The organism is Streptomyces sp. NPDC059852 (assembly GCF_042731455.1).
Taxonomy (GTDB): Bacteria; Actinomycetota; Actinomycetes; order Streptomycetales; family Streptomycetaceae; genus Streptomyces.
Window position 1 is genome coordinate 32,662 of record NZ_JBHWJK010000016.1, and the last position, 21,883, is coordinate 54,544.

General features: G+C 74.1%; 23 protein-coding genes. 9 read left to right on the forward strand and 14 right to left on the reverse strand.

The features are described from left to right. Nucleotides 1-202 precede the first annotated feature (202 nt). From ACFV46_RS20990 to ACFV46_RS21000, 3 genes are all read right to left on the reverse strand, one after another. Nucleotides 203-1,006: an SAM-dependent methyltransferase gene (locus tag ACFV46_RS20990; RefSeq protein WP_385499176.1), complete on the reverse strand. Its 804-nt coding sequence runs from the start codon at nt 1,004-1,006 to the stop codon at nt 203-205. Between the two features lie 100 nt (nt 1,007-1,106). Next, nucleotides 1,107-1,361 carry a DUF397 domain-containing protein gene (locus ACFV46_RS20995; RefSeq protein ID WP_151783493.1) on the reverse strand — a complete coding sequence of 85 codons (255 nt, stop codon included), beginning with the start codon at nt 1,359-1,361 and terminating at the stop codon, nt 1,107-1,109. Next, nucleotides 1,362-2,222, reverse strand: coding sequence for a helix-turn-helix transcriptional regulator (locus ACFV46_RS21000; RefSeq protein ID WP_361930008.1), 861 nt, complete (start codon nt 2,220-2,222; stop codon nt 1,362-1,364). A gap of 262 nt (nt 2,223-2,484) precedes the next feature. On the opposite strand from ACFV46_RS21000, the gene ACFV46_RS21005 reads away from it, so the two are divergent. The 3 genes from ACFV46_RS21005 to ACFV46_RS21015 all read left to right on the forward strand — a co-directional run bounded on the left by ACFV46_RS21005 (nt 2,485) and on the right by ACFV46_RS21015 (nt 5,694). Next, nucleotides 2,485-3,198, forward strand: coding sequence for an ATP-binding protein (locus tag ACFV46_RS21005; RefSeq protein WP_385499179.1), 714 nt, complete (start codon nt 2,485-2,487; stop codon nt 3,196-3,198). After that, nucleotides 3,189-3,623 carry a hypothetical protein gene (locus tag ACFV46_RS21010; protein WP_361930013.1) on the forward strand — a complete coding sequence of 145 codons (435 nt, stop codon included), beginning with the start codon at nt 3,189-3,191 and terminating at the stop codon, nt 3,621-3,623. Before ACFV46_RS21005 ends, ACFV46_RS21010 begins: the two co-directional genes overlap by 10 nt. Before the next feature lie 208 nt (nt 3,624-3,831). Further along, complete coding sequence (locus tag ACFV46_RS21015) at nt 3,832-5,694, forward strand: ABC transporter ATP-binding protein (RefSeq protein WP_385499272.1); 1,863 nt, start codon at nt 3,832-3,834, stop codon at nt 5,692-5,694. 19 nt (nt 5,695-5,713) lie between these two features. Here the strand turns inward: ACFV46_RS21015 and ACFV46_RS21020 are convergent, their stop codons facing one another. The 5 genes from ACFV46_RS21020 to ACFV46_RS21040 all read right to left on the reverse strand — a co-directional run bounded on the left by ACFV46_RS21020 (nt 5,714) and on the right by ACFV46_RS21040 (nt 11,064). Further along, nucleotides 5,714-5,896, reverse strand: a complete 183-nt coding sequence (locus ACFV46_RS21020; RefSeq protein ID WP_361930272.1) for a hypothetical protein — start codon at nt 5,894-5,896, stop codon at nt 5,714-5,716. Nucleotides 5,897-6,052: 156 nt separating this feature from the next. Beyond that, nucleotides 6,053-6,742, reverse strand: coding sequence for a DUF899 domain-containing protein (locus tag ACFV46_RS21025; RefSeq protein ID WP_385499181.1), 690 nt, complete (start codon nt 6,740-6,742; stop codon nt 6,053-6,055). 96 nt (nt 6,743-6,838) lie between these two features. Continuing rightward, nucleotides 6,839-8,194: an amidohydrolase gene (locus ACFV46_RS21030; RefSeq protein WP_385499183.1), complete on the reverse strand. Its 1,356-nt coding sequence runs from the start codon at nt 8,192-8,194 to the stop codon at nt 6,839-6,841. A gap of 46 nt (nt 8,195-8,240) precedes the next feature. Then, nucleotides 8,241-10,145 carry an FUSC family protein gene (locus tag ACFV46_RS21035; RefSeq protein ID WP_385499185.1) on the reverse strand — a complete coding sequence of 635 codons (1,905 nt, stop codon included), beginning with the start codon at nt 10,143-10,145 and terminating at the stop codon, nt 8,241-8,243. A gap of 157 nt (nt 10,146-10,302) precedes the next feature. Next, complete coding sequence (locus ACFV46_RS21040; protein ID WP_385499187.1) at nt 10,303-11,064, reverse strand: nucleotidyltransferase domain-containing protein; 762 nt, start codon at nt 11,062-11,064, stop codon at nt 10,303-10,305. Nucleotides 11,065-11,222: 158 nt separating this feature from the next. Here ACFV46_RS21040 and ACFV46_RS21045 point away from each other — a divergent pair, with 158 nt between their 5' ends. Both ACFV46_RS21045 and ACFV46_RS21050 read left to right on the forward strand, forming a co-directional pair. After that, nucleotides 11,223-11,639 carry a RidA family protein gene (locus ACFV46_RS21045; RefSeq protein WP_361930023.1) on the forward strand — a complete coding sequence of 139 codons (417 nt, stop codon included), beginning with the start codon at nt 11,223-11,225 and terminating at the stop codon, nt 11,637-11,639. After that, nucleotides 11,636-12,094 carry a GNAT family N-acetyltransferase gene (locus ACFV46_RS21050; RefSeq protein ID WP_376727999.1) on the forward strand — a complete coding sequence of 153 codons (459 nt, stop codon included), beginning with the start codon at nt 11,636-11,638 and terminating at the stop codon, nt 12,092-12,094. Before ACFV46_RS21045 ends, ACFV46_RS21050 begins: the two co-directional genes overlap by 4 nt. 9 nt (nt 12,095-12,103) lie before the next feature. Here ACFV46_RS21050 and ACFV46_RS21055 read toward each other — a convergent pair whose 3' ends face one another. Further along, on the reverse strand, nt 12,104-12,793 hold the full coding sequence (locus ACFV46_RS21055; protein ID WP_361930028.1) for a uracil-DNA glycosylase: 690 nt from the start codon (nt 12,791-12,793) through the stop codon (nt 12,104-12,106). A 78-nt stretch (nt 12,794-12,871) separates the two neighbouring features. On the opposite strand from ACFV46_RS21055, the gene ACFV46_RS21060 reads away from it, so the two are divergent. Continuing rightward, nucleotides 12,872-13,432 (forward strand): RNA-binding S4 domain-containing protein, encoded by a 561-nt coding sequence (locus tag ACFV46_RS21060; RefSeq protein WP_361930030.1) that lies wholly within the window; start codon nt 12,872-12,874, stop codon nt 13,430-13,432. A gap of 20 nt (nt 13,433-13,452) precedes the next feature. On the opposite strand, the gene ACFV46_RS21065 is transcribed toward ACFV46_RS21060, so the two are convergent. Next, the gene (locus ACFV46_RS21065) at nt 13,453-13,890 is read right to left on the reverse strand and encodes a DoxX family protein (RefSeq protein ID WP_361930032.1); all 438 of its coding nucleotides are present in this window, start codon (nt 13,888-13,890) and stop codon (nt 13,453-13,455) included. A 135-nt stretch (nt 13,891-14,025) separates the two neighbouring features. On the opposite strand from ACFV46_RS21065, the gene ACFV46_RS21070 reads away from it, so the two are divergent. Continuing rightward, nucleotides 14,026-14,364: a DUF6343 family protein gene (locus ACFV46_RS21070; RefSeq protein WP_361930035.1), complete on the forward strand. Its 339-nt coding sequence runs from the start codon at nt 14,026-14,028 to the stop codon at nt 14,362-14,364. A gap of 9 nt (nt 14,365-14,373) precedes the next feature. Here the strand turns inward: ACFV46_RS21070 and ACFV46_RS21075 are convergent, their stop codons facing one another. The 4 genes from ACFV46_RS21075 to rpsA form a co-directional block, all read right to left on the reverse strand. Next, nucleotides 14,374-14,754, reverse strand: coding sequence for a tetratricopeptide repeat protein (locus ACFV46_RS21075; RefSeq protein WP_361930037.1), 381 nt, complete (start codon nt 14,752-14,754; stop codon nt 14,374-14,376). Nucleotides 14,755-14,827: 73 nt separating this feature from the next. Next, complete coding sequence (coaE, locus tag ACFV46_RS21080; protein WP_376728003.1) at nt 14,828-15,433, reverse strand: dephospho-CoA kinase; 606 nt, start codon at nt 15,431-15,433, stop codon at nt 14,828-14,830. Nucleotides 15,434-15,463: 30 nt separating this feature from the next. Beyond that, entirely contained in the window at nt 15,464-16,402 is a 939-nt protein-coding gene (locus tag ACFV46_RS21085; protein ID WP_361930043.1) for a PAC2 family protein, read from the reverse strand. A 191-nt stretch (nt 16,403-16,593) separates the two neighbouring features. Then, nucleotides 16,594-18,087, reverse strand: a complete 1,494-nt coding sequence (gene rpsA, locus ACFV46_RS21090; protein ID WP_361930045.1) for a 30S ribosomal protein S1 — start codon at nt 18,085-18,087, stop codon at nt 16,594-16,596. Between the two features lie 377 nt (nt 18,088-18,464). On the opposite strand from rpsA, the gene ACFV46_RS21095 reads away from it, so the two are divergent. Together ACFV46_RS21095 and hrpB are read left to right on the forward strand one after the other, a co-directional pair. Then, on the forward strand, nt 18,465-19,310 hold the full coding sequence (locus ACFV46_RS21095; RefSeq protein ID WP_361930274.1) for a class I SAM-dependent methyltransferase: 846 nt from the start codon (nt 18,465-18,467) through the stop codon (nt 19,308-19,310). A 49-nt stretch (nt 19,311-19,359) separates the two neighbouring features. Continuing rightward, nucleotides 19,360-21,840, forward strand: a complete 2,481-nt coding sequence (hrpB, locus tag ACFV46_RS21100) for an ATP-dependent helicase HrpB (RefSeq protein ID WP_385499191.1) — start codon at nt 19,360-19,362, stop codon at nt 21,838-21,840. Nucleotides 21,841-21,883 lie beyond the last annotated feature (43 nt).

Below are 21,883 nucleotides of genomic sequence, written 5' to 3' on the forward strand. Positions count from 1 at the left end.
GCCCCCGGACGGCGGCCCACCCCACCGGGAGGACGACCCGGAGGCCCCGTATCGAGCGGGTCTTTCGAACCGTCCCTTCGAACCGTCCGAGAAGCAGCTCCCGGGTGCGTGGCTCGCACCGGCACCGCCGGCCGGCGCTGCTGAACCCGGCACCCGGTACGGGAGGGCCGGCACCGGCTCCGCGAGAGCCGCCCCCGAGTGCCTACGGCTTGCGCCCCACCGCCCCGTACCCCGGGATGATCCCGTCGTCCTGTCCGGGGACGGGATCGCCCAGGTCCGGGTGCCACTGGTGCGGCACCCGCACCCCCGGCTCGACGAGTTCCAGTCCGTCGAAGAACCGCGTGAACTCCTCGCGGGAGCGCAGGGCCAGGGTGACGCCCGCCGCGCGGAGCTTTCCGGCGGCGGCCTCCGACTCCTCGGGCGTGAAGTCGGCGGTCGCGTGGGTCATCACCAGGTAGCTGCCCGAGGGGAGTTCGGACAGCAGGCGGCCGACCAGCTCGTGCGCGCCGTCCTCGTCGGGGACGAAGTGCAGCAGCGCGATGAGCGAGAGGGCCACCGGGCGGTCGAGGTCCAGGACCTTGCGGGCACCGTCGAGGATGGCGTCCGGGTCGCGCACGTCGGCCTGGAGGTACTGCGTGGCGCCCTCGTCGGTCCCGCGCAGCAGGGCCTCGGCGTGCGCCAGCACGATGGGATCGTTGTCGCAGTAGACGACGCGGGCGTCGGGTGCGACGCGCTGGGCGACCTGGTGGAGGTTCGGCTCGGTCGGGATGCCCGTGCCGACGTCCAGGAACTGGCGCACCCCGCGCTGCGCCAGCCAGGTCACGGACCGGTGCATGAACGCGCGGTTGACCCGCGCCATGACCGGCACCCGCGGGTCCAGGGCCAGCATCTGCCGGCCCATGGCCTCGTCCACGGGGTAGTTGTCCTTCCCGCCGAGATACCAGTCGTACATCCGCGCGGGGTGCGGCTTGCTCGTGTCGATCTCGGCGGGGTGCGGCCCGGTCATGGCGAGCTCCCTGAGGTCCGTCGGCAGTACGTCATCAACTCAGCACCAATTTAAGGGAATTGCTGGAACACAACAGGTGAGCAACGGGTCGTGCGGGAGGTCAGGAGAGCAGGAAGTCCGCCTTTCCCGCCTTGGCGCCCTCGATGAACGCCGTCATCTCGTCCGTCGTGTAGATCAGGGCCGGCCCGTCCGGGTCGGTGGACTGCCGGACGGCGATGCGTCCGTCGGCGAGCTTCATCGCCTCCAGGCAGTTGCCGCCGTTGCCCCCGCTCCACGGCTTGTGCCAGCCCTCCGTGCCCAAGTCCCGCGCGGGCATGCCGTTGTAGACGGGTATGCGCGGCTTGATGCGATCCATTCACAGCTCCTTGCGGAGATCCCGCAGGATCTCCTTCGTGCGATGTGCCGTAGCGGCCTGAGCCGCCATGCGGTCCATGACCTCGAGGTGGGTCGCCACCTCGTTGCGCGCGTCGAGGTAGACCGCGCCGGTCAGGTACTCGCTGTAGACCATGTCCGGGAGTTCCGGCATGGCGAATCGGAACAGCACGAAGGGGCCGAACGTGCCGGGATGCACCCCGTTGGCGAACGGGGCGATCTGCAGCGTCACGTTGGGCAGCTTCGTGGCGTCGAGCAGTTTGTCGATCTGGGCGCGCATCACCTCCGGCCCGCCGACATGGCGGCGCAGCACGGTCTCGTCCATCACGGCCCAGATCCGGGGCGCGTCCTCGCGGGTGAGCAGACGCTGGCGCCGCATCCGGAGGGCGACATGGCGCTCGATGTCGTCGGGGCTGGTCTGGCCGATGGCGCCCGAGCGCAGCACACCACGCGCGTAGTCCTCGGTCTGGAGCAGCCCCGGCACGAAGTGCGGCTCGTAGGACCGGATGAGCGCCGCGGCCCCCTCCAGGCTGACGTACATCGAGAACCAGCCCGGCAGGATGTCGTGGAAGCGCTGCCACCAGCCGGGCTTGTTCGCCTCCTCGGCGAGGTGCACGAAGGCCTCGGCCTCCGCGTCGGAGACGCCGTACGCCTTCAGCAGCAACTGGAGGTACGGGATCTTGAGCGAGACCTCGGCCATCTCCATACGGCGGACGGTCGCGGGTGCGACCCGCAGGATGCGGGCGGCCTCCTCCCGCTTGAGACCGGCGCTTTCGCGCAGGTCGAGCAGGCGCCGGCCGAGAACGACCTGGCCCACCGTCGGCGCGGACCGCGGTTCGCTCACGTCCACCTCCAGACACGGGTTCGGCCCCTGGGGGCCGGCTCATCCACCACTGACCGACTCGGTCCCGCCGGCGGGAGCGGGCCCTCCGCACACGGGCGGGGGTGCTGGTCACCGACAGGACGACGGCGCCATTCGAAGATCTGTTCGAAGATCTGGTGGATCTTCGGTGATCCCAACTGGCGCCGCTCGGCTTGCTGTTGCGAGCAGTGTGCCACGCCCTTCCAGAGAGTCATACGGCACTCTGCATTTTTCAGAGTGACACTTGCCAAGTGTTCACGGCGGGGCGATAGTGGCAAGCGTGATTCCGTCCCCGCCCTTAGGAACAGACGCCACTGTGGTCCCCCACGGCCTCGGTGCCGACGGGGCTCCCTCCGCCCGTACGGACTCCGCCGCGGGGAAGGGAGTCGGCCTCCAGCGCGGGGCCGGTGAGCGCCGGTTCCGGTTCGAACTGGCCGCGCACCCGGGTTCCGCCGCCCAGGCGAGACGCCTGACCACGGCGCGGCTGAGCGGGTGGGCGGTGTGCGAGGACACCTGCGAGACGGCGGCGCTGGTGGTGTCGGAGCTGGTCACCAACGCGATCGTGCACACCGCGAGCGAACACATCGTGTGCGAGCTGCACGACGGCGCCGACCTCGTCCGCATAGCCGTACGCGACGAGGGCTGCGCGGCGGGTGAGCCCCACTCGTCGCCCGCGCGTCAGGAGGAGGAGCACGGCAGGGGGCTGCTCCTCATAGACGCGCTGTGCCATGCGTGGGGGGCTCACGAGCACGGTTCCGGACTGATCGTGTGGGCGGAGCTGCCGCGCGCCGCGGCCGGCGACCCGGTGGCAGGCGGGGAGCCGCGAGGCGACCTCGGCTGGGGGTCCCGGCCCAAGCCGGGACCGGCCGGCGGGCCGGACGACGAGGACGAGGCACGGGGACGGCACGACGAGGCACGGGGACGGCACGACGGGACGGGGGCCGCCGCATGGCTGTGATCGGTCTGTCCGGCGGCGGCCAGGCGCTGAGCCTGGACTCGCTCGTCCGTTTCCGCCGCGGGATGCGCACGACGGCCGCTCCGCGCCGCCTGCCCCTCCCGGAGGGCATGACGGCTCCCCTGGGGTGCGACGCGGTGGCGGTCCCCGCCCGCATCGGGCCCCTGGTGCTGCCCCGGCTGCCGCGCGTGGGGTGCGTGTACGCCGACGAGTCGCACTGGTGGTGGATCGTCCCCTCGGACTCGGACTACGCCCTGGAGTGGCCGGAGTCCGTCCGCTACTCGACGGGCGCGATCGTCCCCGACACGCCCCGGCTGATCCATCTGCCGGACGGCACGGTGCCGTACACGCCGCCGATCCCGCTGTATCTGGCGCTGTGCCGGGTGATCGGCACGACCCCGAGCTGGTCCCGCCAGCTCAGCGCGTGACCTTCACCCGACCGAACCGCCCGTACGCCCGCGCGCATCCGCCCGACCGGCCCGCGCCCTCCCACCGCACACGTCCGCCCCGCCATAGTGGGCGCTCGGTCGCTGCGGGTCCGGGGGAGGGCGTGAGGTGGGGAAGAAGCAGGGCGACGAGGACGCCGGGGTGTCGGAGTCGGAGCGGCTGCTGTTCGGCGGACCGCTGCGCTACGACATGGGGTGGAACCAGCACCGTGACGCCTTCCTGGAGCTGAGCCTTCGGGCCATGGTGCGGCGGCTGCCGTCCCTGCTGGCCACCAGCTTCCGGCTGGCCTGGCAGGCCGACCGGCGGGCCGCCCGGACCGTGCTGGTGGCGGAGGTCGCGCGGGGCCTCGCCCAGGCCGTCGCGCTGCTGGCCGTGAACAGCGTACTGGGACGGCTCATCGGCGGCGGGGCCATCGACGAGCGGCTGCGGGACGCCGCTCCCGCGCTCGTCACCATGGCCGCCGTCATGGTCGTCTCGACTCTGCTGCGCGCCGCCTCCACGTACGCCACCGGGCGGCTGGAGCCCAAGGTGGAGCGGGTGGCGACCGAGCTGTACCTGGAGCGGGCGGCGGCCGTGGAGCTGGCCGCGATCGAGGACCACGCCTTCCACAAGCTGCTGGACACGGCGCAGTACGGGGCGGCGTCCGCCCGCCGCATGATCGCGTACAGCACCCGGGTCGTAAACGCGGCCATCTCGCTGATCGCCGCCGCCGGTGTCCTGACCGTGCTGCACCCCGCGCTGCTGCCGCTCCTCGCCACCATGACGCTGCCCAGCGCCTGGAGCGCCCTGACCAACGCCCGGCGCCGTTACGAGTCCTTCCACACCTGGGTGCAGCACGCCCGCGCCGGCCAGCTGATCAGCGGGCTGCTGACCGAGCCGGCCGCCGCGCCGGAGATCCGCGTCCACGGCGTGGCGCCGTTCCTGCTGCGGCACTACCGGGCGATGTCCGAGACCGCCGAGGCGGAGCAGGCGCGCCTCGCCCGGCTGGCGGCGCGCACCGGGCTGATCGCGGCGGCCTGGACGGGGCTCGCGACCGTCGCGACCTATGCGACGCTCGGCGGGCTGCTGCTCGCCGGGACCATGGCGCTCTCGGTGGCCGGTACGGCGGTCATCGCGATCCGGACCGGCTCGTCGAGCCTGGACAGCCTCGTCCTGGAGGTCAACGCGCTCCACGAGGAGGCCCTCTTCGTCGGCGATCTCCAGCGGCTGTACGCGGAGGCCGCCGAGCGGGCGATCCCGGAGGGCGGGGAGCCGCTGCCCGAGGACCCGCGCGAGGTCCGCTTCGAGCACGTCAGCTTCTCCTACCCCGGCGAGTCGTCCCGCCCCGCCCTGGACGACGTCACGCTCACCCTGCCGCTCGGCCGGATCGTCGCGCTCGTCGGCGAGAACGGCTCGGGCAAGACGACGCTGGTCAAGCTGCTCGCGGGTCTCTACACCCCGGACCGGGGCCGCATCCTGTGGGACGACGTCGACGCGTCGGCCGCCGACCGGCACCAGCTCGCCGAGCGCATCGCGATGGTGGCGCAGGACTTCAAGCGCTGGCCGTTCACCGCCCGGGTCAACGTGGCCGTCGGCCGTTCGTCCGCGCCGCTGACCGAGGAGCGGCTGGCCGGCGCGCTCGACCAGGCCGGGGCGCAGGACGTGGTGGCGGACCTGCCGCGCGGCCTGGACACGCTGCTGGCGCGGCACTTCAGCGGCGGTCACGAGCTGTCCGGCGGCCAGTGGCAGCGGCTCGGGATCGCCCGGGCCGCCTACCGGCGCGGACGCATCCTCATCGTGGACGAGCCGACGGCCGCCCTGGACGCCCGGGCGGAGCTGGAGGTCTTCGAGAAGATCCGCGCCCTGGCCTCGGCCGGCCAGACCGTCGTGCTGATCACCCACCGGCTGGCGTCCGTCCGGCACGCCGATCTGGTGCACGTCCTCGACCAGGGCCGGCTCGTGGAGTCCGGCACCCCGGAGGAGCTGCTGGCCACCGGCGGCCTCTACGCGGAGCTGTATGCACTGCAGGCGGACCAGTTCACGGCCCGGGTGCCCGCGCCGGAGCCGCGCTGACCCGGCGCCCGGCCCGCGCTCAGGCCGTGGCGTCCGCCGCCGCGTCACCGCGGACGATCACCAGGAAGGCGTCCGTGGCCAGGTCCATCACGACCTCGGCCGGCAGGCCCTCCATGCGCCGCGCGTGCGCGAACTCCTCGGCCGGCCACGATCCGCGTGGCCCGCCCGCGGGAAAGCGTTCGAGCACCGTTCGCCCGTTCACCATCCTGCACCTCCAGTGGCGTCGTACTTGTAGGAGTTAACGCCAGGGGGGTGCGGATCGCCTCGGCCGGTGACGGTACTGAGACGTACTTGACACCCGTTCACCGCTGTCCGTGAACGGATGGGCACCGTGCATCATCCGGGGCGACGGACCGTGTCAGTCGTCGTACTCGTCGTGATAGCGGACGGGCTTGCCGCCCGCGGGCGCCCCGAAAGCGGACGCGCGCCCCCGGGGCTCCTCCCACTCCTCCTGCCGGCCCAGCGCGGTGAGGTCCAGGAACCCGGTGGTCGAGCCGAGCCCGTCGAGTCCGCGCTCGTACGTCGAGTAGGTGTGGAAGACGCGGTCCCGGTCCCGCAGGAAGCAGCTCAGACCGGGCCGCTCCACCAGCTCGCCGTCACGTTCGAGGGTCGCCTCGAAGTCGTGGTGGAAGCCGGTGCCGGAGGACGAGTACCAGGGGACCGCCCAGCCCATCCGCGCCTTGAACGGCAGGATGCGCGTCAGCGGCGCCCGGGAGACGGCGGCGAAGGTCGTGCCGCGCGCGTGCAGATGCGCGAGCTGGCCGATCTCGTCGAGGAACGCCGAGCAGCCGCGGCAGCCGGTGTCCCACTCGGGCGCGAACATGAAGTGGTACACGACCAGCTGGTGCCGGCCCTCGAACAGATCGAGCAGGGTGGCCTTGCCGTCGCCGCCCTCGAACACGTACTCCTCGGTGATCTCGACCATGGGCAGGGCGCGCCGCTCCGCGTTGAGCGCGTCCCGCGCGCGGGTCGCCGCCTTCTCCTTGGCCAGCAGTTCCTCGCGTGCCGCGCGCCACTGCTCACGCGAAACGATCTCCGGAAGCGACATCGGCGCCCCTTCTGTGCGACGGTCCGTCCGCAGGGGTGACCGCGGCCGTCGCCGGAACTCATCGCCGCGCCGTGGAATTTCTCGGCGGGACCCCTGCTATGTGTCGTACTCCTGGATGCGCCGGCCGTGCCCGCGGTCCAGGAGCGCGGGCAGCCGCTCCCCCAACTCCCGTACGACGGACGGCACGTCGATGGTCAGAAGCTCGCGGTCGCGCATCAGGACCCGGCCGTCCACGATGGTGGTGCGCACGTCGCAGGAGCGGGCGCTGTGCACGAGGGTGGCGGCCAGGTCGTGCACCGGCTGGGTGTGCGGGCCGCTGACGTCGACCAGCACGAGGTCGGCGCGCCGCCCCGGCGCGATGCTGCCGACGGTGTCGCCGAGGCCGACGGCCCGCGCGCTCTGCAGGGTGGCGTGGTGCAGGGCCTGACGGGCGGTCAGCCAGCGGGGGTCGCCGGTCGTGGACTTCTGCACGAGGGCGGTCAGCGCCATCGACTCCCACACGTCGAGGGAGTTGTTGGAGGCGGCCCCGTCGGTGGCGAGCCCGACCGGGACGCCGATCTCGCGCAGCGCCCGGACCGGTGTCGTGGTGGGCCAGCCGAACTTGAGGTAGCCGCGCGGCGCGGTGGCGACGGCGACCCGGCCGCCGGCGTCCCGGAGCGCGGGCAGGTCCTCGTCGAGGATGCCGGTGCCGTGCGCGATGAGGAGGTCGGTGTCGAGGAGGCCGGTGCGCCGGAGCACCTCGACGGGGGTGACACCGTGCCGGGCCAGGCTGGTGGTGGTCTGGTCGCGGTTCTCGGCGGCGTGGAGATGGACGGGGAGGCGGTGTTCGCGGGCGAGGTCCGCGGTGGCCGCGAGGTCGGCGTCGTCCACGGTGTACGGGGCGTGCGGGGCGAGGGCGGTGGTGATCCGGCCGCCCGCTCCGCCACGGTGCGCCAGCGCGAACTCCAGCGATCTCTCCCGGCCCCGGGGCCCCTGCGAGGAGAAGAACGCCTCGCCGAGATGGGCCCTGATCCCGCACTCCTCGACGACGGCGGCGACGGCGTCCATGGAGAAGTAGTGGTCGGCGAAGCAGGTGACCCCGGCCCGGATCATCTCGGCGCAGGCCAGCCGCGCCCCCAACTCCACGTCCCGTGCGGTGAGGTTGGACTCGACGGGCCATACGACGTCGTTGAACCAGGCGTCCGTCGGCAGGTCCTCGGCGACCCCCCCGCGCAGGGCGGCCATCGGGGCGTGGGTGTGGCAGTTGATCAGTCCGGGCAGGGCGATCTGCCCCTGCGCGTCGATGCGTTCACGGGCCGGCACCCCGCCGGCCTCCGCTCCGCTGACGACCGCCTCGACGACCCCGTCGCGGACGATGACGGAGGCGTCCTCGGCGAAGCCGATCTCCTCCCGCTCGTCGTGCGTGAGCACCGTGCACCGGGTGATGACGAGATCGGCGGGAGGAGGCGTCATGGTGTCACGGTACGGCTCCGCGGTGTCCCGCGTGGCCGTTGTGGCGTCAGCCGGCGAGGGCCGACACCGCGGCGGCCTCCGGGACGCGCAGCCCGGTGCGGTGGCGTTCCCCGGCGAGCGCGTCGAGGAGTTCGGTGAGCCGCGCGGTGTGCCGGGGCGTGAGCCCGCCGGTGTCGTCGAGGTGCACGGCGCACGCGGTGGTGGCGTCGACGAGCTGTTCGAGGGTGGCGACGATCTGGTCGGCGCCCTGCGCGTGCCGGGCGAGCGCGGGCAGTTCGGCGGCGGCGAGCGCGACGGCGGCCCGTGCCTCGGCGAGCGTCCGGTACGCCTCGCGGCGCAACGTCCAGCGCACGGCGCGCGGTTCGCGGACGTCCCCGTCCGCGCGGGTACCGGACTCGTCGAGCACATGGGCGAGATAGGCGGAGACGGCGTCCCCGGCCGCCGTGAGCCGCGCCCGCACTCCCCCGCCCCGCTGCCCGGGCACCGGCAGATGGCCGGCGACGAGCACGATCGCGCACGCCAGCAGGGTCTCCCCGATCCGCCCGGCGGACGCCTGCGGTTCACCGCCCACCATGACCAGGGCGAGCACGAGGACGGTGACGACGGCGGTCTGCGCGGCGAAGTGCCGGGTGGCCACGGGGATCAGGGCGCCGCTGACCGCCACGAGCGCGACGAGCCCCGCGGGCCGGGGCAGTACGGCCGCGAGGCCGGCGAAGACCAGCGCGCCGAGGACCGTCCCGGCCGCCCGGCACAGCACGCGGGAGACGAGCGGCCCGAGGTCGGGCTTGACGAGGAAGACGGCGGTGGCCGGCAGCCAGTACCAGTGGGTGTGCTGCCCGTACCAGCGGGCGTGGTGCAGCGCCTGGGCGATGCCCGCGCCGGCGCCGAAGCAGAGCGCGACGCGCAGCCCGTACTCGCGTCCGCCCGCCCCGAGCACGGCCCGGACCCGGTCCCGCACGGTACGGCGGCGGGTGTGCAGGTTCCGGTTCTCCCGGCCCCGGTCGAACGCCTCGGCGGCGTGCAGCAGCGCGTCGTCGAGGGCGCGCAGGGCGGGCGCCGAACGGGAGGGCGCGGGCAGCGGCCCGGTGTGGGTGCCGCCCCGCACGGCGGCGGCGAGCCGCCGGGGTGCCTCGCCGGCCCGGGCGGGCACGGCCTCCCCGGCCCAGGCGAGCGCGGTCGCCGCCTCGGCGAGCGGCAGGGCGGCGGCGTACTGGGCGTGCAGCCGCCGCTCGGCGGAGGAGGACGCGTACCGCCGCAGCCGGGGTCCGGTCAGGGCGTCCTGGGCGTGGTCGAGGGCGGCGGTCAGGGCGGCCCGGCGTGCGGTGGCCCGCTCGGTGCCGGCGGCGTCCAGCAGGGCGGCGACCGCGTCGTACACGTCGGCGACGGCGGCCCGCTCCCCGTCGAACCGGAAGTCGCCGGCGAGGGAGCCCGGCGTGGGCAGCGCCAGCCGCAGCGCGAGCAGCCAGGCCGCGCCGGCGAGGAACGCCAGGGCCCGCTGCCCCGCGCTCTCGGGCAGTGGCATCCCGGCGCCGACGGCCGCGGCGACGAGCACCTGGGTGCCGGCGGCGGAGGCGACGGGCCCGATCGCGCAGACCCCGCCGGCGACGAGCCCGAGCACGGTGAGCACCAGGGTGAGCGGTACGGCGCCCAGGTGGTCCCCGGCGTACGTCCCGCCGAACACCCCGGCGGCCCCGGCCAGCGCGGGCACCCCGATCCGGTGCACGGACGAACGGCGGCTGCCGGGACGGTCGTTGATCCCGGCGAGCATGGCGGCGATGGCGGCGACGACCCCGAGGGTGGCCCGGCCGGCGAGCACCGCCGCGAGCAGGAGGGGCCCGGCGGACAGCGCGCCCCGGACGACCGCGCTCCACGGCACCGGGCCCCGCTGGGCGCGCAGGGCGTGGGCGAGCCAGGGGGGAAGCGGACGGGCCGGGCGCGCGGGGCGGGTCACGGGGCTCCTGTCGGGCGAGGGCGGAGGTGCCTTCGGGCGACGGTGGCCGGGCTGTGGACTGTGCGCTCCACGGTACCGCCCGGACGTGTGGCCAGGGGGACAGCGGTGTTTCGGACGTGTGACGGTCCGGCAGGACGTGGGACGCTCCGGCAGCAGGTCAGAGCGAGGCGAACAGGGTCTCCGCCTCGCTGACGGCCCGCAGCAACGCCTCCGGCCGGGGTTCCAGCCCCGCGAGGACGGCGTCCACGGCCCGCAGTCCGGCCCGCTCCAGCAGCCGCTTCTCGTTGGTCACCCACTCCCCGCGCGCCGCCAGCACGGCGTGCCCGGTCTGGACGGCCGCCGTGGCGACGGCGCCCGCCACCTCCGTGAGCCGGCCGGCCGGGGCGTGGTGCGCCCGGGCGTAGCCGAGGGTGGCGCGGGCGGTGCCGTGCCAGCGCTCGCTCGCCGTGCGCCGCAGCTCCCGGGGGTAGCCGTCCGGGCGCGGCAGTTCGCCGCGCAGCACGCGGTTGATCGCCAGCTCGGCGACCACGAGATAGCTGGGGATGCCGGCGAGGTGGAACAGCAGCGGCTCCACCCGGAACCGTCCCCGCTGCGCCTCCGCCAGTTCCCGCTCGACGACGTCGAGGTCGCGGTAGTGCACGTCGACCCGCCGTCCGTCGACGGTCAGCCACGCTCCCCCGTTGAAGACGCCCCCGCCCCAGCCGCCGACCTCCGACACCTCGCCCTCCCAGCCGGCCGCGCGCAGGTCGTCCGGGTCGAAGGGGCCCCGGTAGTAGACGGCCAGGTCCCAGTCGCTGTCCGGGCGGTGGGTGCCCTGGGCCCGGGAGCCGCCGAGCGCGACGGCCCGGACGGCGGGGAGGGCGGCCAGGCGGTCGGCGAGGGTGCCGAGGAAGACGGTGTCGTCGGGGGCGGTGGCCATGCCGGAAGCGTACGGAGGCGGGTGGCACGCCGCCACGGGGAATCGGGCGGGGGCGGGACCGGCGGAAATTCGGATGCGCGCCAGCCTGCGGGTGCGCATGATCGGCGGATTGGGCACCTCACGGCTCACGACGTCTCAGCATCCCAGGAGCAGCCTTCATGATCCGGCGCGTCACCTCTCCCGCTCTCTTCCCGCCGCCCACGTACTCCCACGCCTGCGTCGTGGAGGCGGGCACGCGGATCGCGTTCCTCGCGGGCGCCGTGCCGCTCGACGCGGAGGGCGGGCTGGTCGGCGAGGGCGATCCCGTGCGGCAGGCCGAGCAGGTCGTGGCCAATCTGGAGGAGCAGCTGCGGTCCGTGGGCAGTGATCTGGCGCATGTGCTGTCGACCGACGTGTACGTGGTGAGCGCGGACACCGCCGTGCTCTCCGCCGTGTGGGAGGTCGTCGAGGCGTCCGGGCTGAGCGCGGGGCCGCACGCGTCGACGTTGCTCGGGGTGGCCTGCCTCGGCTACTCGGGCCAGCTCGTGGAGATCACGGCCACTGCGGCCGTTCCGGAGCCGGAGGGACGGTCGTGAGTGCCGTCGCCCTGCGCCGGGCCACCGCGGCCGACGCGCGCGCCGTCGCCGACGTGTGGCTGCGGTCCTTCACGGCCGCCCTGCCGTCCGTCGTGCGGCCGCACTCCGACGACGAGGTGCGGGCGTACTTCAGCGAGGTCGTGCTGCCGTCGCAGGAGACGTGGGTCGCCGACTGCGAGGGCTCGGTCGTCGGGCTGATGGTCCTCGACGGCGACCGGCTCGCCCAGCTGTACCTGGACCCCGACTGGCGGGGCCGGGGGGTGGGCGACCGGTTCGTGGGCCTCGCCAAGCGGCGCCGCCCGGACGGGCTGAGTCTGTGGACCTTCCAGGTCAACGGTCCCGCCCACCGCTTCTACGCCCGGCACGGCTTCGTCACCGCCGAGACCACCGACGGCAGCGGCAACGAGGAGCGCGAGCCGGACGTGCGGTACGTCTGGCGCCCGGGACCCCGCTGAGCGGGTGTCTCACGTCTTCAGGCCCGCCGCCTCGGCGGCCGTCGTCAGCACCTCCCGCAGCATGGCGGGGGTGAGCCGGCCGGTGAAGGTGTTGCGCTGGCTCACGTGGAAGCAGCCGAAGACGTCGAGCCCGTCGAGCGCGACGCGGGTGCCGTGCGCGAAGGCGGGCCGGGGCCGGGGCACGGTCCAGCCGGCCTCCCGCAGCGCGGGCAGCGTCGCCTGCCAGCCGAAGGCGCCGAGAACGACGACGGCGCGCACGGTGGGCCGCAGCAGCCCCAGTTCCCGTACGAGCCACGCCCGGCAGGTCTCCCGCTCGCCGGGGGTGGGCCGGTTGGCGGGCGGGGCGCAGTGCACGGGCGCGGTGACGCGGACGCCGTACAGCTCCAGGCCGTCGTCGGCGGCGACCGAGGTGGGCTGCGAGGCCAGGCCCACGTCGTACAGGGCCTGGTAGAGCACGTCTCCGGAGCGGTCCCCGGTGAACATCCGGCCGGTGCGGTTGCCGCCGTGCGCCGCCGGGGCGAGCCCGACGATCAGCAGCCGGGCGTCGGGCGGGCCGAAGCCGGGCACCGGGCGGCCCCAGTAGGTCTGGCCGGCGAAGGCGGCGCGCTTGGTACGGGCCACCTCCTCGCGCCAGTCGACCAGCCGCGGGCAGGCCCGGCAGCCGGTGATCCGGCGGTCGAGATCAGCGAGCGCGTCCACCCCTCCACCGTACGGCCCCCGGGTGGGAGGGCTGGGAGGACACCGTCACCGGCCGGGCCCGGGGACTAAGGTCGAGGCATGCCTTCCGAGGACACCGACATCGAGGAGACGGCCGGCGGGACGGCCGGACCGGACGCCGCCGAGGCGCCCGCCGGCCCCAGGACCGACGGTCCGGACACCGACGATCCGAAGATCGCCGCCGCCGTGGCCGCGGCGGAGGCCGCCGTGCCGCAGAACGGCGAGCCCGTGCGGGTCGACAGCTGGATCTGGGCCGTACGGCTGGTGAAGACCCGCTCGATGGGCGCCACCGCCTGCAAGGGCGGCCATGTGCGCGTGAACGGGCAGAACGTGAAGCCGTCACATCTGCTGCGCGTCGGCGACGAGGTCCGGCTGCGGCAGGAGCACCGGGAGCGGGTCGTCGTCGTCAAGCGGCTCATCCGCAAGCGGGTCGGCGCTCCCGTCGCGGCCCAGTGCTACGTCGACAACTCGCCGCCCCCGCCGCCGCGCGAGGCGGTCGCCCCGGCCGGTGTCCGGGACCGGGGCGCGGGCCGCCCGACCAAGCGGGACCGCCGGGAACTGGAGCGGCTGCGCGGCCTGATGGGCGGCGCCGGCGGCCCGGGGCAGCCGCGCGGACGGTGACGGCGTGACCCTCGGGGCGCTCAGGCGCCCCGGTGGGCCGGTCGCCGCAGCCACGTGAGGGAGCCGCGCCGCGCCCAGGCGATCAGGGCCAGCGGCACGATGAGGATGAGCGGGGTCGCCGCGTTCTCCCCGCCCAGGGCGGTCACCGAGACGATGAACGCCCCCACCATGAGCGCGCTCAGCGCGATCGCCGCGACCGACTGGAGCACGGGGATCAACAGGGCGACGGCACCGGCCAGTTCGAGCACACCGATGGTGTACATCCCGGTGCTCCCCCAGCCGAGCCGGTCGAAGGTCTCCGCGGCCGACGGGTGGGCGATCAGCTTGGGCAGCGCGCTCGCGACCGCGTAGAAGAGGGCGAGCACGATCTGCAGGCCGCGCAGCGCGATCCGGGCCCCGCGCCCTCGCGGGGTCGCGGACCGGGCGAGGACGGTACGGGAGGCGGTGGTCTCGGACATGGGTCTCTCCTGGGGGCTGCGGTCCGTGGTGTGCGGTCGCGGAGGTAGACCGGGCGCCGCCCGGGAACTCATCGGCCGCCACAGGACGACCTGGGTACCCGGAGGCTCGGCGATGCTGGAGGAGAGGTGGTTCCCATGCGTTCGGGAAGTGAGCCGAGGACCGCGCGCAGTCCGCTGCGGATCCGCTTCTGGCTGTGCGTGTGGGGCGTGGCCTGGGCCGCCTTCGGCACCGTCGCCTTCGCGATCGCCGGGCGCCCCGGCTGGGCCGTGGCCTGCGGAGTGCTGTGGCTGGTGATCACGATCGACATGATCATGGTCGTCCGGCACATCCGGCAGGGCCCGCACTACCAGCCCGGCCGCGACGTGCCGCCGTACGCGCCCCACGAGGAGCCGGGGCGGCCGCCCGCCCGGCCGCACGGACCGGGCCCGCGCGACCCGCACGGCCCGCCGCCCCCACGCCACGAGGAGCCCTGACGGGAACCCTCAGTCCTCGAACCGGGCCGCCTTGACGTACTCGGGGTTCGGGTCGAGGGCCGCCGCCAGCCGGAAGTGGCGGGTCGCCTGGTCGCGGCGGCCCTGGCGCTCATAGGTGCGGGCGAGCGCGAAGTGCGCGAACGCGTTGTCCGGCTCGCGCTCCAGGACGATGGTGAACTCCAGCTCGGCGGGGCGCAGCTGCGCGGCGGCGAAGAAGGCCCGCGCGCGCAGCAGCCGGGCCGCCGTGTTCTCCGGGTGCGCGGCGATGACGCCGTCGAGCAGCTTGACCGCGCCGCGCGGATCGCGCGCGGCGAGCAGGTGCTCGGCGGCGCGGAAGTCGATGACATGGGTCTCCGGAGTACGTCCGGCGGAACCGCTGATCTCGGGCACGGCAGAGTCCTTCCCTCACTGGGAGGGTTCAACGCCCGGACCGCAAGCCCCTATTCCGGTCGGTGCCGCTCGCTCAGGCCGTCGCGTGAGCCCGGCGCACGAGCTCCTCCCACACGTCCTCCACGCGCCGCCGCAGCTCGTCCAGCGGTACGTCGTTGTCGACGACGATGTCCGCGATCGCCCGGCGCTGCTCGCGGCTGGCCTGCGCGGCCATCCGGGCGCGGGCGTCCTCCTCGGTCATGCCGCGCAGCCGTACCAGCCGGTCCAGCTGGGTGCCGGGACCGGCGTCCACGACGATCACGAGGTCGTACAGCGGGGCGAGGCCGTTCTCGGTGAGGAGGGGCACGTCGTGCACGACGACGGCGTCGTCGGCGGCCGCCTCCTCCAGCTCGCGTGAACGCGCCCCGACCAGCGGGTGCACGATCGAGTTCAGCACGGCCAGCCGCTCGGGGTCGGCGAAGACGATGGAGCCCAGCTTGGGCCGGTCCAGACCGCCGTCCGCCGCGAGGACCTCCTCGCCGAACGCCTCGACCACGGCGGCCAGCCCCGGAGTACCGGGGGCGACGACCTCGCGGGCGATCCGGTCCGCGTCGATCAGGACGGCCCCGTGCTCCACGAGCAGCCGGGACACCTCGCTCTTGCCGGCACCGATGCCGCCGGTCAGGCCCACCTTCAACATGACCGCAACCCTAGACGCCCCCGCCGTCCGTCAGCCGTCGCCCTCCCGCTCGGCCAGGAAACGCTCGAACTCGCGGCCGATCTCGTCGGCGGAGGGGATGTCCACCGGTTCGGCGAGCATGTTGCCGCGGGTCTCGGCGCCCGCGACCGCGTCGTACTGGTGCTCGAGGCCCTCGACGAGGTTGGTGAGCTCCTCGTCGCCCTCGCGGATCTGGCGGTCGATCTCGTTCTGGGTGCGGTGGGCGTCCGTGCGCAGCGCGTGCGCGACGCCCGGCAGGACCAGTCCGGTGGCCGCGGTGACCGCCTCCAGGACGGTGAGCGCGGCGTCGGGGTACGGCGAGCGGGCGATGTAGTGGGGGACGTGCGCGGCGACCCCGAGCACGTCGTGTCCGGCCTCCATCAGCCGGTACTCGACCAGCGACTCGGCGCTGCCGGGCACCTGGGCCTCCTCGAAGGGGCTGGTGTGGCCGGGGACGAGGTCGGTGCGGTTGCCGTGCGGGGTGAGGCCGACGGGGCGGGTGTGCGGGACGCCCATGGGGATGCCGTGGAAGTTCACCGACAGACGCACGCCGAGCCGTTCGACGATCTCCTTCACGGCGGCCGCGAAACGCTCCCACTCGACGTCCGGCTCGGGGCCGGACAGCAGCAGGAAGGGGGCGCCGGTGGCGTCCTGGACGAGCCGCACCTCGATGGCGGGCACCTCGTACCCGGCCCAGCGGTCGCGCCGGAAGGTCAGCAGCGGGCGGCGGGCCCGGTAGTCCACGAGCCGGTCGTGATCGAAGCGGGCGACGACCTGGTGGGGCAGGGAGTCCAGGACGCGCTCGACGATCTGGTCGCCGGTCTCCCCCGCGTCGATGTAGCCGTCGAAGTGGTAGAGCATGACAAGGCCGGCCGACTCCTGGGCGAGCGCCATGTCGACGACGGCCAGGCCCTTCGGCTCCCACGTGTACAAATCCTGCGGATCAAGCACAGTGACCGCTCCTCCTCGTGTCCGTATGTGACAACGCCCCTACGGGCGGCGGCATTCCCCGGACGGAGGAGTTCTTGATCGTTTTGTGCCCGGGCGGTGACCGGAACGGCCGGTGGTGTCCGGGAACGGCCGAAGGGCCGCACCTCGGAAGGTACGGCCCCTCGGTCAAGGGCTGGGTCAGCCGGTGAGCGTCAGCTCTGGCCGCCCGCCAGCTTCTCGCGCAGAGCGGCGAGCGCCTCGTCCGAGGCCAGCGCGCCGCTGTTGTCGGCACCCTCGGAGGAGTACGAACCGCCACCGGACGCGACCGGAGCGGCAGCCTCGCCACCCTCGGCAGCGGCCTTCTCGTCCGCCTCGCGGGACTTGATGACCTGCGCCTGGTGCTGCTCGAAGCGCTGCTGCGCCTCGGCGTACTGGCGCTCCCACTCCTCGCGCTGCTTCTCGTAACCCTCGAGCCAGTCGTTGGTCTCGGGGTCGAAGCCCTCGGGGTAGATGTAGTTGCCCTGGTCGTCGTACGACGCGGCCATGCCGTACAGGGTCGGGTCGAACTCGACCGAGGCCGGGTCGGCACCGAAGGACTCGTTCGCCTGCTTCAGCGAGAGGCTGATGCGACGGCGCTCGAGGTCGATGTCGATGACCTTGACGAAGATCTCGTCGTTGACCTGGACGACCTGCTCCGGGATCTCCACGTGGCGCTCGGCCAGCTCGGAGATGTGGACCAGACCCTCGATGCCCTCGTCCACGCGGACGAACGCACCGAACGGAACCAGCTTCGTGACCTTGCCGGGCACGACCTGGCCGATCTGGTGGGTGCGGGCGAACTGCTGCCACGGGTCTTCCTGGGTCGCCTTCAGCGACAGGGAGACACGCTCGCGGTCCATGTCGACGTCGAGGACCTCGACGGTGACTTCCTGACCGACCTCGACGACCTCGGACGGGTGGTCGATGTGCTTCCAGGACAGCTCGGAGACGTGGACCAGACCGTCGACGCCACCCAGGTCCACGAAGGCACCGAAGTTGACGATCGAGGAGACGACGCCGGAACGGACCTGACCCTTCTGGAGGGTGGTGAGGAACGTCTGGCGGACCTCGGACTGGGTCTGCTCCAGCCAGGCACGGCGGGACAGGACCACGTTGTTGCGGTTCTTGTCCAGCTCGATGATCTTCGCCTCGAGCTCCTTGCCCACGTAGGGCTGGAGGTCGCGGACACGGCGCATCTCGACCAGGGAGGCCGGGAGGAAGCCGCGGAGGCCGATGTCGAGGATGAGACCACCCTTGACGACCTCGATGACGGTACCGGTGACGATGCCGTCCTCTTCCTTGATCTTCTCGATGGTGCCCCAGGCACGCTCGTACTGGGCGCGCTTCTTCGAGAGGATCAGACGGCCTTCCTTGTCCTCCTTCTGGAGGACCAGGGCCTCGATCTCGTCGCCGACGGCGACGACCTCGTTCGGGTCGACGTCGTGCTTGATCGAGAGCTCTCGGCTCGGGATGACACCTTCGGTCTTGTAACCGATGTCGAGCAGGACCTCGTCCCGGTCGACCTTCACGATGACGCCGTCGACGATGTCGCCGTCGTTGAAGTACTTGATCGTCTCGTCGATCGCGGCGAGGAAGGCTTCCTCGTTACCGATGTCGTTGACCGCTACCTGCGGGGTGGTGGCGGTGGTCTCGGTGCTGCTCGTCATGTGGGAAAGGGCTCCGGTACGGACATTGAGTCGTAGGTACTGCTACGCCGGGAGCCCGTATCGCTCTGATGAAGCCGGACAGCCAAGGAAGCGCCACACAGGAAAACCCTATGGCGCCTCGACAACCGAGGGGACATACAACAGATGCGAGCGCAGCCTGCTACGTCTGAGGTGCGCAGGCCCGCAGCGCAACTTGTAGCATACGGGGGCAGCCGGGCAGGGTCAATGCGCGAAGCCGCACACCCGGGGCGGATCGCCGCATACCCGGCACGAAACCTGTCTCCACAGGCCACACGCGCCGTGGGAACACCCCTCGCGTGACAGCGCCGGGAGGGGCCGCGCCGTTCAGGTGACGGAAGAGTACGACGAGGGAGCCGATCATCCAAGAGCCCGTATCGCCCGACATTCCGTCCGGCGCCTCCCCCGAACCGCAGGAGCCCGAGGCGACCCGGCGCGCGGCCGGCACCGCGGAGAGCTCCCGCGCCAACCGGGGCTGGTGGGACCGCAACGCCGACGAGTACCAGATCGAGCACGGCACCTTCCTCGGGGACGACCGCTTCGTCTGGGGACCCGAGGGCCTGGACGAGGTGGAGGCCGAGCTGCTCGGCCCGCCCGAGGGACTGAAGAACAAGGACGTCCTGGAGATCGGGGCGGGCGCGGCGCAGTGCTCGCGCTGGCTGGCCGCACAGGGCGCACGCCCGGTCGCCCTGGACATCTCCCACCGCCAGCTCCAGCACGCGCTGCGCATCGGGAGCGCCTTCCCGCTGGTGTGCGCCGACGCCGGGGCGCTGCCCTTCGCCGACGGCTCGTTCGACCTGGCGTGCTCGGCCTACGGGGCGGTGCCGTTCGTCGCCGACCCGGTGCTGGTGCTGCGGGAGCTGCGGCGGGTGCTGCGGCCCGGCGGCCGGTTCGTCTTCTCCGTGACCCACCCCATCCGCTGGGCGTTCCCGGACGAACCCGGGCCCGAGGGTCTGTCGGTCTCGGCCTCCTACTTCGACCGCACCCCGTACGTGGAGCAGGACGAGGAGGGGCGCGCGGTCTACGTGGAGCACCACCGCACGATCGGCGACCGGGTGCGGGACGTGGTGGCGGCCGGGTTCCGGCTGGTGGACCTGGTGGAGCCGGAGTGGCCGGCCTGGAACAGCTCGGAGTGGGGCGGCTGGTCGCCGCTGCGCGGCAGCCTGATCCCGGGCACGGCGATCTTCGTGTGCGAGCGGGACTGACGCGGCCGCCCGCGGCGGGGCCGGTCGTGGGGCGTACGACACTGGGGGCGTGATCCGCTACGACGCCCTGGACGCGCTGCCGGTGCGCGGCGCCCTGCCCGCCCTGACCGACGCTCTCGACGGGCCCGGCACCGCGGTGCTGGTCGCCCCGCCCGGCACCGGCAAGACGACGCTCGTGCCGCTCGCCCTCGCGGGCCTGCTCGGCGAGGGGCCGGGGCGGCGGGTCGTGGTCGCCGAGCCGCGCCGGATCGCCGCGCGGGCCGCCGCCCGGCGGATGGCGTGGCTGCTGGGCGAGCGGCCCGGTGAGAGCGTCGGGCACACCGTGCGCGGGGAGCGGGTCGTCGGGCCCCGTACCCGGGTGGAGGTCGTCACGACCGGGGTGCTGCTCCAGCGGCTCCAGCGCGACCCGGAGCTGGCCGGTGTGGACGTGGTGGTGCTCGACGAGTGCCACGAGCGGCATCTGGACGCGGACACCGCGGCCGCCTTCCTGTGGGACGTCCGCGAGACGCTGCGGCCGGAGCTGAGGCTGGTGGCCGCGTCGGCGACGACGGACGCGGACGGGTGGGCGCGGCTGCTGGGCGGCGCGCCGGTCGTCGTGGCCGAGGGCGCCGCGTATCCGGTGGAGACGGTGTGGGCGCCGCCCGCGCGCCCCGTACGGCCGCCGCACGGGACGCGGGTCGATCCGGCGCTGCTCGCGCACGTGACCTCGGTGGTGCGGCGGGCGCTGGCCGAGCGGCCGGGCGACGTGCTGTGTTTCCTGCCGGGGGTCGGGGAGATCGCGCGGGTCGCCGGGCAGCTGGGCGATCTCGGGGACGTGGAGGTGCTGCAGGTGCACGGGCGGGCGCCGGCCGCCGTGCAGGACGCGGTGCTGTCGGCGGGCGACCGGCGCAGGGTGGTGCTGGCGACGTCCGTGGCGGAGTCCTCCCTGACGGTTCCCGGCGTGCGGGTCGTCGTCGACTCCGGGCTGGCGCGCGAGCCCCGTGTCGATCACGCGCGCGGGCTGAGCGCGCTGACGACGGTACGGGCCTCGCAGGCGGCCGGACGACAGCGGGCGGGCCGGGCCGGGCGGGAGGCGCCGGGGAGGGTGTACCGCTGCTGGGCCGAGGCGGAGGACGCGCGGCTGCCCCGTTTCCCGGCACCGGAGATCAAGGTGGCCGATCTGACGGCGTTCGCGCTGCAGGCGGCGTGCTGGGGTGACCCGGACGCGGGCGGGCTGGCCCTGCTGGATCCGCCGCCGGCCGGGGCGATGGCGGCGGCGCGGAGCGTGCTGACGGCCGTCGGCGCCGTGGACGCCGACGGGCGGGCGACGGAGCGGGGCGCCTCCCTGACCCGTCTCGGACTGCATCCCCGGCTGGGCCGGGCCCTGCTGGACGGGCCCGGCGCGGCCGCCGAGGTGGTGGCGCTGCTCAGCGAGGAACCCCCGCGGGAGTACGGCGACGATCTCGCGGCGGCGCTGCGGACGGCCCGGCGCGGCGGCGACGCCTATGCGGGGCGGTGGCGGGCGGAGGTGCGGCGGCTGCGGTCGGGCGCCGGAACCCGTGGCGGCCCGGACGCCCCGGACGACCGCACGGTGGGGCTCGTCGCCGCGCTGGCGTTCCCCGAACGGGTGGCGAGGGCGGACGGCGGCTCCTATCTGATGGCGTCGGGCACACGCGCGGAACTCGCCGAGGGCAGCCCGCTGCGGGGCGCCCCGTGGATCGCGGTGGCGGTCGCGGACCGGCCGGTGGGGCGCGGGCACGCGCGCGTGCGGCTCGCCGCCGCGGTGGACGAGGACACGGCCCGCTCGGCGGCGGCCTCCCTGTACCGGGAGGGCGAGGAGGTGCACTGGGCCGACGGCGACGTGGTGGCCCGGCGGGTCGAGCGGCTGGGCGCGATCGAGCTGACGGAACGCCCGCTGCCGGGCGCGGACCCCGCTCTGGTCCGGGCCGCCCTGGTCGACGGGTTGCGGCGGGAGGGGTTCGGGCTGCTGCGCTGGTCGCCGGACGCCGTGGTGCTGCGGCAGCGGCTGGCGTTCCTGCGGCTGCACCGGGGCGACCCGTGGCCGGACGTGTCCGACGAGGCGCTGCACGCGCGCGTGGACGAGTGGCTGGAGCCCGAGCTGGGCCGGGCCAGGCGGCGGGCGGACCTGGGGCGGATCGACGCCGGGCAGGCGCTGGCACGTCTGCTGCCGTGGGCCACGGGCGAGGCGGGGCGGCTGGACGAGCTGGCCCCGGAGCGGGTCACCGTGCCGAGCGGCTCCCGGATCCGCGTCGACTACGCCGATCCGGAGCAGCCCGTCCTCGCCGTGAAGCTGCAGGAGATGTTCGGGCTGGACACGTCCCCGGCGGTCGCCGGGGTGCCGCTCCTGGTCCATCTTCTCTCCCCCGCCGGGCGCCCGGCGGCCGTCACCGCGGATCTCGCCTCGTTCTGGCGGGACGGCTACCGGGGTGTCCGGGCGGAGCTGCGCGGCCGCTACCCGAAGCATCCGTGGCCGGAGGACCCGGCGTCCGCCGAGCCGACCCGGCACACCAACGCGCGGCTCAGGCGGTGACGGGTTCCGTCTGGGTGTCCCGCGCCGCCTCGGGGCCGCCGGG

Excerpts from the sequence above, each read along its gene's own strand:
- ACFV46_RS21070 (WP_361930035.1), top strand. The coding sequence starts at position 14,026 with ATGCGTTCGGGAAGTGAGCCGAGGACCGCGCGCAGTCCGCTGCGGATC.
- ACFV46_RS21045 (WP_361930023.1), top strand. The coding sequence starts at position 11,223 with ATGATCCGGCGCGTCACCTCTCCCGCTCTCTTCCCGCCGCCCACGTAC.
- ACFV46_RS21010 (WP_361930013.1), top strand. The coding sequence starts at position 3,189 with ATGGCTGTGATCGGTCTGTCCGGCGGCGGCCAGGCGCTGAGCCTGGAC.
- rpsA (WP_361930045.1), bottom strand. The coding sequence starts at position 18,087 with ATGACGAGCAGCACCGAGACCACCGCCACCACCCCGCAGGTAGCGGTC.
- ACFV46_RS21040 (WP_385499187.1), bottom strand. The coding sequence starts at position 11,064 with ATGGCCACCGCCCCCGACGACACCGTCTTCCTCGGCACCCTCGCCGAC.
- ACFV46_RS21030 (WP_385499183.1), bottom strand. The coding sequence starts at position 8,194 with ATGACGCCTCCTCCCGCCGATCTCGTCATCACCCGGTGCACGGTGCTC.
- ACFV46_RS21025 (WP_385499181.1), bottom strand. The coding sequence starts at position 6,742 with ATGTCGCTTCCGGAGATCGTTTCGCGTGAGCAGTGGCGCGCGGCACGC.
- ACFV46_RS21015 (WP_385499272.1), top strand. The coding sequence starts at position 3,832 with ATGGGGTGGAACCAGCACCGTGACGCCTTCCTGGAGCTGAGCCTTCGG.
- coaE (WP_376728003.1), bottom strand. The coding sequence starts at position 15,433 with ATGTTGAAGGTGGGCCTGACCGGCGGCATCGGTGCCGGCAAGAGCGAG.
- ACFV46_RS21065 (WP_361930032.1), bottom strand. The coding sequence starts at position 13,890 with ATGTCCGAGACCACCGCCTCCCGTACCGTCCTCGCCCGGTCCGCGACC.
- ACFV46_RS20990 (WP_385499176.1), bottom strand. The coding sequence starts at position 1,006 with ATGACCGGGCCGCACCCCGCCGAGATCGACACGAGCAAGCCGCACCCC.
- ACFV46_RS20995 (WP_151783493.1), bottom strand. The coding sequence starts at position 1,361 with ATGGATCGCATCAAGCCGCGCATACCCGTCTACAACGGCATGCCCGCG.
- ACFV46_RS21060 (WP_361930030.1), top strand. The coding sequence starts at position 12,872 with ATGCCTTCCGAGGACACCGACATCGAGGAGACGGCCGGCGGGACGGCC.